18 protein-coding genes are annotated in these 15,108 nt (G+C 33.8%); all 18 read left to right on the forward strand.

The window, feature by feature from the left end; genetic code table 11:
- Window positions 1–64: 64 nt before the first annotated feature.
- On the forward strand, window positions 65–790 hold the full coding sequence (locus UH1x_RS13220) for an SDR family oxidoreductase (RefSeq protein ID WP_482622172.1): 726 nt from the start codon (window positions 65–67) through the stop codon (window positions 788–790).
- A gap of 65 nt (window positions 791–855) precedes the next feature.
- On the forward strand, window positions 856–1,848 hold the full coding sequence (gap, locus tag UH1x_RS13225) for a type I glyceraldehyde-3-phosphate dehydrogenase (RefSeq protein ID WP_482622174.1): 993 nt from the start codon (window positions 856–858) through the stop codon (window positions 1,846–1,848).
- Window positions 1,849–1,915: 67 nt separating this feature from the next.
- Window positions 1,916–2,230 (forward strand): EthD family reductase, encoded by a 315-nt coding sequence (locus UH1x_RS13230; RefSeq protein ID WP_482622176.1) that lies wholly within the window; start codon window positions 1,916–1,918, stop codon window positions 2,228–2,230.
- Window positions 2,231–2,233: 3 nt separating this feature from the next.
- The gene (locus tag UH1x_RS13235) at window positions 2,234–2,878 is read left to right on the forward strand and encodes a DsbA family oxidoreductase (protein WP_482622178.1); all 645 of its coding nucleotides are present in this window, start codon (window positions 2,234–2,236) and stop codon (window positions 2,876–2,878) included.
- A 22-nt stretch (window positions 2,879–2,900) separates the two neighbouring features.
- Entirely contained in the window at window positions 2,901–3,563 is a 663-nt protein-coding gene (locus UH1x_RS13240) for a peroxiredoxin-like family protein (protein WP_482622180.1), read from the forward strand.
- A gap of 29 nt (window positions 3,564–3,592) precedes the next feature.
- The gene (locus UH1x_RS13245; protein ID WP_482622182.1) at window positions 3,593–3,943 is read left to right on the forward strand and encodes a DoxX family protein; all 351 of its coding nucleotides are present in this window, start codon (window positions 3,593–3,595) and stop codon (window positions 3,941–3,943) included.
- Between the two features lie 24 nt (window positions 3,944–3,967).
- Complete coding sequence (locus UH1x_RS13250) at window positions 3,968–4,681, forward strand: haloacid dehalogenase type II (protein ID WP_482622184.1); 714 nt, start codon at window positions 3,968–3,970, stop codon at window positions 4,679–4,681.
- A gap of 82 nt (window positions 4,682–4,763) precedes the next feature.
- The gene (locus tag UH1x_RS13255; protein WP_303597870.1) at window positions 4,764–5,417 is read left to right on the forward strand and encodes a hypothetical protein; all 654 of its coding nucleotides are present in this window, start codon (window positions 4,764–4,766) and stop codon (window positions 5,415–5,417) included.
- A 152-nt stretch (window positions 5,418–5,569) separates the two neighbouring features.
- Window positions 5,570–6,652, forward strand: coding sequence for a serine hydrolase domain-containing protein (locus UH1x_RS13260; protein WP_482622186.1), 1,083 nt, complete (start codon window positions 5,570–5,572; stop codon window positions 6,650–6,652).
- 293 nt (window positions 6,653–6,945) lie between these two features.
- Window positions 6,946–7,713, forward strand: coding sequence for a DUF6090 family protein (locus UH1x_RS13265; protein WP_482622188.1), 768 nt, complete (start codon window positions 6,946–6,948; stop codon window positions 7,711–7,713).
- A gap of 264 nt (window positions 7,714–7,977) precedes the next feature.
- A complete protein-coding gene (locus UH1x_RS13270) occupies window positions 7,978–8,562 on the forward strand; it encodes a hypothetical protein (protein WP_482622189.1) in 585 nt (194 codons plus the stop codon).
- A gap of 79 nt (window positions 8,563–8,641) precedes the next feature.
- On the forward strand, window positions 8,642–9,457 hold the full coding sequence (locus tag UH1x_RS13275) for a DUF6597 domain-containing transcriptional factor (protein WP_482622191.1): 816 nt from the start codon (window positions 8,642–8,644) through the stop codon (window positions 9,455–9,457).
- Window positions 9,458–9,542: 85 nt separating this feature from the next.
- Complete coding sequence (locus tag UH1x_RS13280) at window positions 9,543–9,917, forward strand: VOC family protein (RefSeq protein WP_482622193.1); 375 nt, start codon at window positions 9,543–9,545, stop codon at window positions 9,915–9,917.
- 153 nt (window positions 9,918–10,070) lie between these two features.
- Window positions 10,071–10,721 (forward strand): peroxiredoxin-like family protein, encoded by a 651-nt coding sequence (locus tag UH1x_RS13285; RefSeq protein ID WP_482622195.1) that lies wholly within the window; start codon window positions 10,071–10,073, stop codon window positions 10,719–10,721.
- Between the two features lie 28 nt (window positions 10,722–10,749).
- Complete coding sequence (locus tag UH1x_RS13290) at window positions 10,750–11,241, forward strand: phosphoribosylaminoimidazolesuccinocarboxamide synthase (protein ID WP_482622197.1); 492 nt, start codon at window positions 10,750–10,752, stop codon at window positions 11,239–11,241.
- A gap of 40 nt (window positions 11,242–11,281) precedes the next feature.
- The gene (locus UH1x_RS13295; protein ID WP_482622199.1) at window positions 11,282–11,812 is read left to right on the forward strand and encodes a DUF4303 domain-containing protein; all 531 of its coding nucleotides are present in this window, start codon (window positions 11,282–11,284) and stop codon (window positions 11,810–11,812) included.
- Window positions 11,813–12,111: 299 nt separating this feature from the next.
- Complete coding sequence (locus UH1x_RS13300) at window positions 12,112–14,382, forward strand: ATP-binding protein (RefSeq protein WP_482622201.1); 2,271 nt, start codon at window positions 12,112–12,114, stop codon at window positions 14,380–14,382.
- Between the two features lie 160 nt (window positions 14,383–14,542).
- On the forward strand, window positions 14,543–15,091 hold the full coding sequence (locus tag UH1x_RS13305; protein WP_482622203.1) for a GNAT family N-acetyltransferase: 549 nt from the start codon (window positions 14,543–14,545) through the stop codon (window positions 15,089–15,091).
- Window positions 15,092–15,108: the final 17 nt, after the last annotated feature.

Here is a 15,108-nt window from a genome sequence, read left to right on the forward strand (position 1 = left end):
TTCCGTCTTTAGGCGGAAGGCTATTTTTTTCTCGAACAAATTTATCAAAAACTTAAACTTATATATGAGCACAACAATAGAAAATAAAGTAGCTTTAGTAACTGGTGCCAATAGAGGTATCGGTAAAGCGATAGTGGAGTCATTTATAAATCACGGTGCTAAAAAAGTGTATTTGGCAGTACGTAATACGGATTCTACAAAAGAATTAGAAGAGAAATACGGTGATAAGGTAGTGACGCTGAATGCAGATGTCTCCGACACAAAATCTATTCAAGATTTGGCTAAACAGGCAAACGATGTAGATATCGTTGTTAATAACGCGGGTATAGGTACACCTTATGCCACTGTAGGTGAAGATGTAGAAAAAGATTTCATGCAACAATTACAGGTAAATGCCTTTGGTTTTTTACGTGTAGCCAATGCATTCGCTAAAACATTAGAGGATAAAAAAGGAGCGTTGGTTCAATTAAATTCTGTAGCATCTATTAAAAATTTCCCTCAATTATCTACCTATTCTGCTTCAAAGGCGGCATCCTATTCCTTGACGCAAGGTGTAAGAGCGGATTTAGGAGCAAAAGGAGTTAGCATTTTAAGTGTGCACCCTGGTCCTATAGATACTGATATGGCTGCAAAAGCAGGATTTGAGGGTGCTGCGGCTACCTCAATTGTATCGGAAGGTATTGTAAAATCATTGGCTGCAGGAGATTTTCACTTGTTTCCAGACGATATGGCGAAACAATTTGAAGTAGCTTATCAAGGGTTTGCAGAAAATATAGTTTTAACGGATTAGAACAAACAAGAATTAAAGGGTTCTGCGTAAGTAGGATTGAATTTTATTAAACTAAATACATCGAAATGAAAAAAATAGCAATAAACGGAATGGGGCGTATAGGTCGCGCTTCTTTAAAGGTGATTTTGGATACTCCAGAATTAGAGTTAGTGGCGGTAAACGATATCGTGTCTATAGAGAATATAGCTTATTTACTTAAGTATGATTCAGTTTATGGGATTTATGAAAAAGAGGTTTCTCATGATGATAACAATTTGATCATAGATGGTCAAAAAATTCAATACAACTCACAACGTAATCCTGAAGATTTACCTTGGGCATCACATAAAATTGATGTCGTAATTGAAAGTACTGGTTTCTTTACCAAAAGCGAAGACGCTAAAAAACACATTAAAGCAGGTGCTAAATCTGTTATTATTTCTGCACCAACAAAAAGTGAGGACATACCAACGGTAGTTCATGGTGTAAATACGGAAGCTGGAGAAACTAACATATTTTCATGTGCTAGTTGTACTACCAATAACATAAGTCCTGTTGTTGAGATTTTAAGTCGTAGAATTGGTATTAAGAAAGCTATCATGACTACGGTACACGCCTATACGGCATCTCAAGGTATTGTAGATTCTCCTTCACAGAAAAACTTAAGAATGGGACGTGCCGGTGCGGCGAATATAGTACCAACATCTACTGGTGCAGCAATTGCAACCACTAAAGCTTTGCCAGGTTTAGCCGGTAAATTTGATGGTGTTGCTTTACGTGTTCCTATTCCGGTAGGTTCAATGTCCGATCTAACATTTGTAATGGAACATGATATTACACCAGAAGCTATTAATGCTATTTTTAGGGAAGAAGCGGCTACTAAAAGATATCAGAACGTTCTTGCTACAACAGATCAGCCTTTGGTATCTTCTGATATTGTGAAAAATCCGCATGCATCTACAGTAGATTTAGGTATGACTAGAGTCGTAGATGGCGATTTATTAAAAGTGATGACGTGGTATGATAATGAATGGGGATTCACCAATCAAATGATTCGTCAAATTTTATCAGAAAACTAGAATAAACGAAGTAGCGTTTCTTGATTGAATAGAACCGCTACTTTTTTCAACTTTAAAAACTCAGAAAATGATAAAGGTATCTGTAATGTATCCGAACAGCGAAGGCGTAAAGTTCGATACGGAATATTATAAAAATACACACTTGCCAATGGTTCAAAAACTAGTGGGTAGTGCATTGAAAGGATTGGAATTAGATCTTGGTGTTGGTGGCAGAGCGCCAGGCGAAGCTGCACCCTATGTAGCTATTGCTCATTTAAAGTTTGAGGATGTAGCTTCATTTCAAGCGGCATTTGGTCCTCATGCAGCGACATTTGCGGCAGATGTTAAAAATTATAGCAATGTACAAGGTGAGATTCAGATCAGTGAATTGGTAACATTTTAAGAGATGAAAGAGAAATTAAAAATTGATATCGTTTCTGATGTAGTTTGCCCATGGTGTATTATTGGGTATAAGCGTTTAGAAAAAGCGATTTCAGAACTAGGTATTGAAGATAAGGTAGAAATTGAATGGCAACCATTTGAGCTAAACCCGGGCATGCCACCAGAAGGGCAAGACCTTACGGAACATATTGCCGAAAAGTATGGTTCTACTATAGAACAACAACAAGCATCGCAACAGAACATGACCGATATTGGGGAAGAACTTGGTTTTAAGTTCGACTATTTTGAAGGTATGCGTATGGCGAACACTTTTGATGCTCATTTGTTGTTAGAATATGCTAAGAATTTTGGAAAACAGACCGAATTGAAAATGCAATTGATTACTTCTTTCTTTACCGAAAGAAAAGATGTTTCTGATAGAGCTGTTTTGAAAGAAGCTTTAATAGCGGTCGGTTTAAATGCAGATGAGGCACTTGCTAGGTTAGACAGTGAAGAAGCGAGATTTGAGGTAAGAAACAAACAAGGAGAATGGAAGAATATGGGTGTAAACTCTGTGCCTACTATTGTCTTTAATATGAAAAGTGCAGTAACAGGTGCACAACCCGTTTCTACTTTTAAACAAATACTTGGCGAACTAATTGCCGATTAATTAAAATATAAATTAGTCTATCATGAGCACAACAAATAAAGGGGAGCTAGATGCATTATTAGCGGTAAAACGCCAAGAAGCAGCTGTGAAGTTTACTGATGAGAAAAAGCAAACCTATGCTGAGGGTATTAGTAGTGTTGCGGCATCTGGTGTATTGGAAAATGCATTGAATGTCAATAGTAAAGCACCTAACTTCACCTTGAAAAATGCATCGGGCAAATCGGTTTCTTTGTATGAGGAACTTAAAAACGGACCTGTAGTTGTTACTTGGTATAGAGGTGGCTGGTGTCCGTATTGTAACATCACACTACACTATTTGCAAGAAAAACTACCTGAATTTCAAAAAGCAGGTGCTACTTTGATCGCAATTACACCAGAGTTGCCAGATAACTCACTAAGTACAGCAGAAAAGAATTCTTTAAAGTTTTCTGTTTTGAGCGATGTGGGTAATGTTGTTGGAAAAGAATATGGTGTAGTATATTCCTTGACCGATGAGGTTGCTGCAATGTATGAAGCAGGTTTTGGATTAAGTAAGGTAAATGGAGATGATAGTAATGAATTACCATTGGCTGCAACTTATGTGATCGATACCGATGCCATTATACAATATGCATTTTTAGATGCAGATTATACCGAAAGAGCAGAAGTGTCGGAAATATTAACGGCTTTAGAAAAGTTGAAATAGTATAAGCAACTAGTTAACTACCAATAATTATGAATGCGAACAAAATAATCTATTACGTAGCTACAGGTATTTCTTCCTTGGTCATACTGTTTTCTGCAGGCATGTATTTTTTTAATCATGAATATATTAAAGGAGCCTTTACGAGTTTGGGTTACCCTACATATTTAATTTATCCGTACGCTACTGCAAAGTTGATTGGGTTATTTGCTATATGGAATCCTAAGTTTCGTATTATAAAAGAATGGGCGTATGCCGCATTTTTCTTTGCGGTTACCTTAGCATTTTTTGCTCACATTATGGTAAGTGATGGAGAACAAATGGCAGCTGTAATTGCTTGGGTGGCATTGGTTGTTTCTTATATCTTTAGTAAAAAAATATAAATACAATTAAAAACAACTAGGGTTATGGATAATACTACGAAACATAAAAATTCAAAAACTATCAGGCCTAAAGTGTTGTTCTTTGATGTCAACGAAACGCTTTTAGATCTTACTAAAGTTAAAAAAGAAGTAGGCAAAGCATTAGGCGGAAGAGAAGATTTACTTTCTCTTTGGTTTACAACAATGTTGCAGTATTCATTAGTGACTTCGGCTAGTGGCCAATACAAGCCATTTGGTCAAATTGGTGCTGCCGCATTGCAAATGGTAGCTGCAAATCATAATATAAACCTCGCGGAAGCAGATGCACGCAAAACCATTTCTGAGTCCATGGGTAATTTGCCTGCGCATCTTGAGGTTAAGGAAGCGCTAGTACAATTAAAAAAAGCCGGATACAAATTAGTCGCATTCACCAATTCATCTAAAGACGGATTAAAAAAGCAATTTGAAAATGCCGGATTGACCGAGTATTTTGATGAAATGCTAAGTGTAGAACCAACGGGAAAATTCAAACCCTTTACAGATACGTACGCATGGGGAGCAAAACAAATGGGTTTGGAACTAGAAGAATGTATGCTCATCGCAGCCCATGGCTGGGATGTTGCTGGAGCACTTTGGGCAGGGTGGCGAGCAGCGTTTATAGGTAGACCAGGGCAACAGGAATATCCTCTAGCGCCCAAAACAGAAATAGTAGTGTCTGATTTAAAAAAAGCAGCGGACATTTTAGTTACTTACAAGTAAAAACTCTTGCCATTTCATTTTCAAATTAAAAGCATCTAAGAATATGTATCTTTGCTTTACCATTAACTAAAGAAAGTATTACATGTTTAAAAGAACACTATTTGTTGCCCTAATTGCACTTACCCTAACTTCTTGTTGGAAAGATAAAAGTCCGGAAGACCTTATTCGCTTAAAAGATAAATTCAAGTCTCAAGTAGACGATTTTGAGAATAAGAAAGAGACCGCGAACAAAAATGTAAATAAAGGTCTAGAATCTCTAAACGCTTTAAAAAGCGCTTTGGAAGATACCAAGAATGAAGATAAGGAATTCGCCAAGGTTTATGGAGATTGGGAAAAAGTAGATCGTAGAGTTAATAACTTGAATAAGGAGTACGAAGACTTAAAAGAGAAAGCTTCCAATCTGTTCACGGCAATGGAGACACAGACCAATAGCCTAAGTGATGAAAAGAGTAAAAAAACACTCTTGGGTGCTATAGAAAAGGCACGAACCAAATACAACGCAACATTAGCGAATACTTCTACGGCTATAGAAAAATTAAGGTTGTTGCATGGCGATGCCGTTGAGGTCGTAAAAGCATTAGAAGTGGCTGCAGCCCTTAACTCTTTCGATAATATCAATGATCAAATGAAAAGCATTGAAGGTCGTGTAGACGGTATCATGCAAGAATTGAACGTTGCCGTTGTAGAGAGTAAGAAATTATACGAGAAGAAAATCACCGAATTAGGCGAAGAATAGTTTAGATTTTTAGTTTTTCCTAGAAGAAAGCCAGTATGTGTTCATACTGGCTTTTTTTTGTCATTTACATTCTTTAGAATAGACAATTATTTACGCAACAAATTAGATTCCAGTGCGTTAAATATTTTAAGCCTTTCTAAAGAGTAAATTCCATGATACATAGATTATTTTATATTGGTATTCTATCTATACTTTTAAGCTGTCAATCAGATGATTCCGTCTCGGTTGATACAAATGAGCCAAACCCAACAGAAGCTGCTACTTATTTTCCGCCTATTAATACAAATGACTGGGAAAGTGTATCACCTTCAGAATTGAATTGGAATGTAGATAAACTTGCAGAATTAGAAGATTTTCTTATTGCCGATGATACCAAATCTTTTATGGTGTTGGTCGATGGTAAAATTGTGGTAGAAGAATATTATAACGACCATACGGTTAACGATACTTGGCAGTGGAATAGTGCCGGGAAAACTTTGGTAACGGCTACCACTGGTATTGCGCAACAAAACGGATTAATAGATATAGATGATAAGGTGTCTGATTACATTGGTACCGAGTGGACAAGTGCCGCAATAGAACAAGAAAATTTAATTACCGTAAAGAGCTTGTTGACAATGACCTCTGGTTTAGACGACGAACCTCAATTGGTAATCAAAGCGAATTTGGTTGCGCTTGCCGATGCGGGTACACGCTGGGCTTATGGTAACGTATTTCAACGATTAATGAATGTAGTCGAAGATGCCAGTGAAACTGAATTTGAAACTTATTTTAATACCGAATTAGCTGCTAAAATAGGTATGGATGGATTCTGGAATAACGGATTTATCTATCGCATATATCATAGTAATACAAGAAGTATGGCAAGATTTGGATTACTTGCTTCGCAAAATGGAAATTGGGATGGGGAGCAAATTGTAGATGAAGATTTCTTTTTGGAAAGCACAACAACTTCTCAAGATATAAACCCGGCTTATGGCTATTTATGGTGGTTAAATGGAAAAAGTGACTTCATGTTACCATCTACGCAAACAGAATTTCCGGGATCTCTTATTCCGAATGCACCAACAGATATGATTGCAGCTTTAGGTAAAGATGAACAGCGCATCTACATTGTACCTAGTGAGAATTTGGTAATTATAAGAATGGGTGAGGCTACGGGATCTGAAGAAAATTTTGCATTATCATCTTTTGACAATGTTTTTTGGGAGAAATTTAATGAGGTAATTAATTAGAAAAAAAGTGAACTAAGAGATATTTTTTTGTCTTCTAAAAGACTTTTGAAAATCAACGAATCTTCATTAATAAATTATAGAAAGCCGATATTTTAAATATTGGCTTTTTTTTATGTATAACCTTAAATGAAAGGTAGTTATAGACTAAGTTAATGTGTGTATTTTTTAATTAATTATTGAATTATTTTCAAATAACTATGTAGGTTGACTTTGAATGAAAATTGTATCTTTCTTAGTTATAAGGTCAATTGCACTTATTTGTGTGTAGTGCTTCACTAAAACCAACCAGATCAATGATAAAATTCTTTAGAAAAATCAGACAAAAAATGTTGGCTGAAAATAAATTCAGTAAATATCTGCTTTATGCTGTTGGAGAAATAATACTTGTTGTTATTGGTATATTAATAGCTTTACAGATTAATAATAACAATAATTACAACGAACAAAGAAGTCTAGAGAAAGAGTATTTATTATCCATACAAACAGAATTTAAAAATAATTTGAATATAATAAATGCCTCAATTAAAGAAAATGAGCAACGTATAGAGTCACTTGAATATCTATTGAATTTATTTGATAAAAATGTGCTTGACACAGTCAGTAGTCAGAGAATTTCTCAAAAATTTGCCCCTATTTTCGGTAGTTCAATTAGCTATATACCTGCAACAGGAGTTTTAGAAGACATCATTAGTTCAGGTAAGCTCAATATCCTTTTAAATAAAAATTTAAGACAAAACATAGCCTCTTTTAATAGTTCATTAGATTATTTAGACATTCAGTTAAATGCAATGGATTTCACAGAAGAAAATTTACGTACTATTTTTTATAAAAAAGGAAGTACACGAAAACTTGTGATGGATATTGGATTTATGAATTCCGATTTCAAGTCAATTTCCGAAAAGATAGATAACAAACAATTATTCGAATCAGCTGAATTTGAAAATTATCTTTTGGCCTACTATCTATCGGCTAAAGTAACGAATGGACCAAAGTTATTTGGACGTGTGAAGACTGAAATAGAGACCATTATAAAAGAAATTGAAAAAGAGTTAGAAAAATAAAGATAGCACGCCAAATAACTGAGATAATCAATAATTAAATTCTTCTATAACCTAAGACATTATTATTCTAAGCTCCAAAAATCTAAAATCAGATTCTTTGAGCATTTTTTAAACTAATCAGCCTTGCCGACGTTTTAAATATTGATAATTTTATGAGGGTGATAAAATTTTCGAAATACTTCAGAACGATTTACGTTATTATCAAAAGTGAAATACGCTTTTAATCTTTATTGGTTATTAATTCAATTTATGTAGAATATAGGTATGAGAAGAAATTTGGGCTATTTATTATTACTTCTATTTTGTGCATCATGTGTTTATCAAGATGACAAATTATCAACTAAATATAAAATACAAGATGATCCGCTAAAGATTCTGATCATTAATAATTATAGTGATAGTACCCGAGTATTACTGATGCTCCCTATAACATTGGAAATCAATAACGATAATTTTCAAGCAGTTGAATTTACCAAAATGGCTTATAGTCAATCTGGAGGGAATATATACAGCATGGTTGGACCTAAACTGTATGATTATGTGAATAATGAGCTTGTATATGAGCCTGCAAAAAAAAGAATGATAAGTAGTAAAAGCAGCGAGACTTATAAATTATATATGGCTTATAATGCTACTTTAGATGGGAGGATTAGGAAAAATATATTTATAGATTCTGTCTTTTCTCAAACTATAAAAAATAAAAATGTTTTTAACGTACCAAATACAGAATTAAATCTACGTATGTATAATGAAGAAATTCTTGACAGTTTAAAAGGTTTTATTCATCTCAATTACACAAATCCAAAAAATGATAAATTAGACTGGCTGAACATACCTATACAATTTTAGCATTGCAAGGTAATACGAAGAGTTTAACATGCAATGCACATCATACCCAATCAACATTAGAACAAAACAAAATCATTAAATGAATCACCAAATATTTGAACCACAAGAGAATTTGAAAGAGTGGGTTAAATGCTATTGGAATTTAGAAAGTGATTTTGAAAACACCCCTTTAAAAAATACCATTGTTCCAGATGGTACAATGAAACTCATCTTTCATTATGGAGATACGTATAAGCATCATCCAGATAATAAAGAAAGTATAATTCTTCCAAAATGTTTTTTAATTGGGCAATTGACAAAACCATACGTTGTAGAACCGTTGGGTATTACGGGTTCATTTGTAGTTAGATTTCAGCCTAACGGTTTTTTACCTTTTTCTAGTATTTCAATAAAAGATATTCAAAATACAGCGGTACCCATACAGGAGTTATTTGGAAGGGAAGGAGTGAAAATTAGAAATCAAATTTTAAATGCTAATACTACCTCAGAGAGGATAGCATTAATTGAAACTTTTTTACTTGAAAGATTAAGCGATAAAAATGTAATTGACACTATTGTAAAATCAACGATAGATACTATTATTAAAGCTAACGGACAATTTTCTGTGAATGAACTATCAGTGCAAAATAATATTAATCGTAGACAATTAACACGAAAATTTTCTTCAACGATAGGTCTAAGCCCAAAACAGCTTATAAAAACTGTAAGAATTCAGAATACACTAAAAACACTGCTTACAACAGAAGTTTCTAGCCTTACAGATTTGGCTTATGAGAATGAATACTTTGATCAAGCACATTTTATAAAAGATTTTAAAGAATTTACAGGACTGACTCCAAAAGAATTCTACGGTGACGATTTAAAAATGTCTCTGATTTTTGATAGAGAAGATTAGCTTTGTCCCATTTTTACAATTTTAAAGTTTATACTCATACCATATTTGCATTGCGATAAAGCAATAAAATTATATAGCAAATATTATGAAAAACGTAAATCTTGTAAACTGGTTCGACATCAATGTATCAAACTTAAACAAAGCAAAAGAGTTCTATGAAACTGTTTTTAGTATTAAACTTGTTGATTTTCCTATTGAATTTGGGAAACAAGCTGGTTTCCCCTTTGATTCAAAAGGATTGAATATTACTGGTGCCTTAGTAGAAAAGGAAGATTTTGCGTCTAATGGCAATAACACAATTGTATACTTTGAATCTGAAGATTGTACAACTGAAGAAAACCTGGTTGAAAAGGCTGGTGGAAAAGTTATAAGGTCAAAAATGTCTATTGGAGAATTTGGCTTTATCTCTATTTTATTGGATAGGGACGGAAATACTATAGGGCTTCATTCAAGAAATTAAATTATGTATTTAAATTCTCAAGTCTTCCTGTAATCAACTTAGTAGAAAAACAAGACTATCAAGTTTTCTTCACAGTGTTAAATTGATGAGAAATATTCTTTGCTCACCTTTACTCTTAATAACTTTACGGGCTATACTAAAGAAATTGAAATAATGAAAAGCTTAAAAGAACAAACCGATGCTAAAATTGCTTCTGGCAGATTGGCTAAACCGGAATTCATGAAAGGCGTTGATGAGGTGATTGAGGAAGCAAAAGCTTTTGAAAAAGGAGCAAAAGCAGTAAAGGTTGGGCAAAAAGCTCCAATTTTCAAGCTTCCAAACGCTGAGAATGAATTAATTTCACTAGAAGGTTTACTTGAGAAAGGTGCTGTTGTGGTGACATTTTATCGTGGCGATTGGTGTCCGTATTGCAACTTGCAACTGAGAGCTTTACAAGCAAGATTAAGTGAAATACATGCATTAGGTGCTACGTTGGTTGCTATAAGTCCGCAAGTACCAGACGGGTCATTGACAAAAAGTGAAATCAGTGAGATGGATTTTATCGTTTTGTCCGATCAAAATGCTAAAGTAGCTTCTGAATATGGGGTTGCTTGGGAGGTGCCGGAGTTTTTATTAGATCACATGCGCGTAGATCGTAATTTAGATTTGGAAGCCATTAATAATGGGAATGGAAGTGTACTGCCAATACCCGCAACATTTATTTTAGGAAAGGATGGCGTTGTAAAATGGAGCTATGTAAATGTTGATTACAGAACACGTTCAGAACCTGAAGAGATTATTCAGGCTTTGAAAAATTTGTCTTAAAAAGTAATTTCTACTTATAATTAAAACAGTGAACGGCGAAGAAAAGAAATTTAAAACTAAAACGGGTTTTTGCCATATTTTAACCGATAGTATTATACTAACTAGAGATGGTGTAATTGGAAACATTTCAAAAGTGGTAGTTGGTAAAAGCATAACCCGAGTATTGTTAGTTTATGGGGGTATTTCTGCATTTCTATTTTATTCAGCGTATGATGGTTTTCAAAGAGGAGAAACTTTTAGTACTGTGTTATTCGGATTATTTGGTCTCTATTTAGTTTATGGAATACTAAATAGCTTAAATAATTCAGCAACACCAAGTATTGAAAGGAATAAGATTAAAAGTGTCAAATTTAAAAAAGCAATATTTGGACTAACACGCGCGAGATTTATCTTAGTTTTTGAAGATGAAAATCAAAAAATGAAGAAGCGATTGATCATGCTGCCAGGATCATGGAATAATGGATCGCAAGAGACTGAGAAGGCATTAAAAATAATGAGAGAAGAAAAATTACTGGATTAATAAGTGAGCTAAATTCTTTGTTCGCACAACTAATACAAGTATGAGTACTACTATATATTTTGAGGATTTAAAAAGCGAAATTGAAATTGCTACAAAATTAGCTTTCAAAGAAAACGTTGAGAAATATGGTACAGATATTTGTGCTTTTTCATTGGTTAGTGATGATGGTGCAATGACAGTAGTGCCCTATATAAATACTAATGAGCATCTAGAAAAGATGCAGTCAGAAGATGCCGAGTATAAAGAAACATATGAGTTTGAGCCTGCAGAGTGGTTTGCATCCGGTGGGGCAAATAATGAGTTCAATGATATATGTAAAACGCTTTGCGAAGCAATTAATAATGATGAATTAGATTTTGAATCTTTTAGAAATTCTTTATTTGAAACTTGTACTCAAGTTTTAGAAAAACTTCGATTAGAAAAATTCTTTCAAAAAGAACTAGGTAGAGAGATTTTGTTGATGTTCAGTATTTCTGATACTTCTGAGTCTAATGAGAATTTACTACAATGGATGAAGCGCCTAAATTCAGCTAGCGAGAGCAAACGCTTTGAAAAGTACTTGAGTGATTAGCGAATGATTGTGTTACAAACTAGTCGGATTTTTAAATTTATTTTAAACCCCATATCGTTATCGTACGAGATGGGGTTTATTTTTCTATGTAGAAAAAGAAAATTTAATTATTTTATTTTGATTCTCAATGATACATATGCTAATCGTGTTTTATCCAATAATTTTATTCGGACTTTATAACTAAAAAAGCCAACTTCATATTTGTATACATTTTTCAATATCATCATCTTAAAATAAGGTATATTCATTGCTTGAAATCTTAATGATCGGTAATACCCCCTTTTAACTTGTTACTATAAATGAAAAGTCTTTTTTCTAGTGAGATCATGATGAAATTAAAAGCCCTAATCGGTTCGGTAAAAACCTATATTATTTTACTTGTTTTGGCAATAGCCTTGCTATTGTATACTGTTAGTGTAGGTTACAAGCAAGTTAATAGGCTTCATAAAACTGGTGATTTAGTTTCTCACACACTTGAGGTGCAGCGTACTATTGTAGAGCTTTCTTCTAAATTTTTAGAGGTAGAGGCAATTCAGCTTAAAAAACTTTTTGAGCAACAAGAGACTGATCTTTCATCTATAGTGATAACTGAAATGGGGCAGTCGTTAGATAGGTTAAAAACACTTACCCAAGATAATGAGGCACAGCAAGAACGCGTAAAGGCTTTACAATTGCTGCATGATAGAATTAAGAATGAAATAGATACTACTATTGTTGTAAATAGCTCTGTTGAAGATGACAGCCTTTTTGTAAAAGACAGTGTGGTGATTAATTTTACTGATTTATCGTTTCAAAGTAAGGAACGTATATCTAGAATAGTAACTGAAGCCCAGGTTATAAAAGATAGGATGTTGGCAGAAGAGAACTACTTAATGGTTGCACGAAAAGAGGAATATACTTCGCAATCTTTCTTAACGCCCATGTCATCTTTGTTGGTAGCCCTAACGGCATTGGGTATTTTTTTAATTGGCTTTATCAGTATATACAAACAGAAGGGCGAAATACAAGAAGTAAATAGCCAGGTCTATCTTCAGAATAAAAAATTACAGGAGACAGAAGAGTTTTTAAAAGGTGTATATAAAAGTTCTAACAATGTTATCAGTCATTTTGAGCCTGTTTTGGATACAGATAAAAATATAACCGATTTTCAATTTAGGTACACCTCTAATGCCATTGAAAAAGTAACGGGATCAGAACAAAATGATATTATTGGTGGCTCGCTTTTAGAGATGTATCCTATGGTTCTTGAGAACGGGTTATTTTCATTAATGCAGGAGTGTTATGTTACCGGCAATACCCAAGAACATGAGAGTGTATATACTTTTGAAGGACAAAAAAAATACATCTACAATACCATTGTTAAATCTGCCAACGGTATAACCAATACCGCATGGGACACTACAAAGGTTAAAGAGGCGGAAAAAAACCTTCAGAAATTGAACGAGGATCTTAGCCTTCAGAATACCATTTTTAAGGAGGCTGAAAATGTAGCGGGTGTAGGTAGCTTTATTTGGTATTTAGATGATGGTAGTGCTACTGTCTCTGATAATTTTTACAGGATTTTAGGAGTCGAGCCAAAAAGCTTTGAGGTAACTTTTAACGCTTACAAAGAATTTGTACACCCAGAAGATGTTGCCATTTTTGAATCTTTAAGCACAAATGAGATAGAAAAAGGGGCTTCTACCATTTTTGCATACCGTGTTTTTACCAAGACCAAAGGGGTAAGGCATTTAGATTTAAAAGGAAAGTATGTTGAAATAGATAATAGACCGGTATCTGTAGGTATTGTACAAGATATTACCAGTCGTGTAGAAAAAGACAGAGCACTCATAGATAGTTATGAGAAATTAAAGCTAAGTAATGAAGAGCTGGAATCTTTTAATAGAGTGGCCAGTCATGATTTGCAGGAACCGTTACGGAAAATACAAATGTTCATTTCTAGAATAGAAGACGAGGGCGAAGAAAAAATGTCTGACGGTATTAAAAAGTATTTTACCAAGATCAAATCTGGTACTTTTAGAATGCGAGAATTGATTCAGAATTTACTTTCGTATTCAAGAATCGATAAGATCAATTCAAATTTCGAAAATATTCCTCTTGGTGATATTCTAAGTAAAATTGAGGATGAGCTCTCACAGCTCATTAAAGATACTGACACATCTATTTCTTATGACAATTTGCCTATAATTCAGGGCATACCTTTTAAGATAGAGCAACTATGTACTAATCTTATCAGTAATTCTATAAAGTATTGCAATAAAGATGTAGCTCCTAAAATAGTCATTAGCGCTAAAAAGGTACGTAATTCACAAATCACAGAAAATTTCAGCAAGCTATCAGAATACTATTATAAAATATCATTTGCAGATAACGGTATTGGTTTTGAACCTGAATTTGCAACTAATATTTTTGAGGTATTTCAAAGACTACATTCTAAAACGGAATATTCGGGTACGGGCATCGGACTCTCTATTTGCAAAAAGATAGTAGAAAAACACCATGGGCATATTCATGCCATAGGTAAAAAAGACAAGGGGTCTACATTCGTAATTTATTTACCGGTCAACTAAATTTTTCATTTGTAATATTTGTGATAATGGCGATTTCATAAATCGCTTAGCACTTCTTTCCTGCTTTTTTATATTGGAAAGTTGAATTCATGTGTTTTAGTTGTATGCATGATTCTAAGAAAAAAGGTATTTTTAAAAAACTACTAAGAATTCATATGGCATGGAAAAATTTATACTTCAGACCGATCGATTAGAATTAAGGCTAATTGAAATGGTAGATGTAAAGGATATTCATCGCTTACATTCCATACCGGAAACGGATGAATTCAATACGCTAGGCATTCCAGAAAGTTTAGAGGAAACAAAAAGGATTATAGAACCATGGATCAAAGCGAATAATGCAAGTGAAATACGTAATTATACTTTAGCTATAAAACATAAAGTGAATAATGAGTTTGTTGGTTTATTGGGTTTACGGTTAGGTTCTAAGAAATATAGACGAGCAGAAATATGGTATAAACTACATATTGATTTTTGGAATAAAGGTCTTGCTACTGAAATGGTTAGAGAAATATTGGATTACGGATTTAATGTGCTTAATCTTCATCGTATAGAAGCAGGTTGTGCGGTAGATAATATAGCCTCTGCCAGAGTGCTAGAAAAAGTAGGAATGAAGAAAGAAGGGCTTAGAAGACAAATACTTCCCTTAAAAAAAGGATGGTCAGATAGTTTTGAATATGCTATGTTGGAAAGTGATGAACGTATTTAAAAATAATAGGTAAAGAG

The organism is Maribacter sp. UH1, from assembly GCF_056839145.1.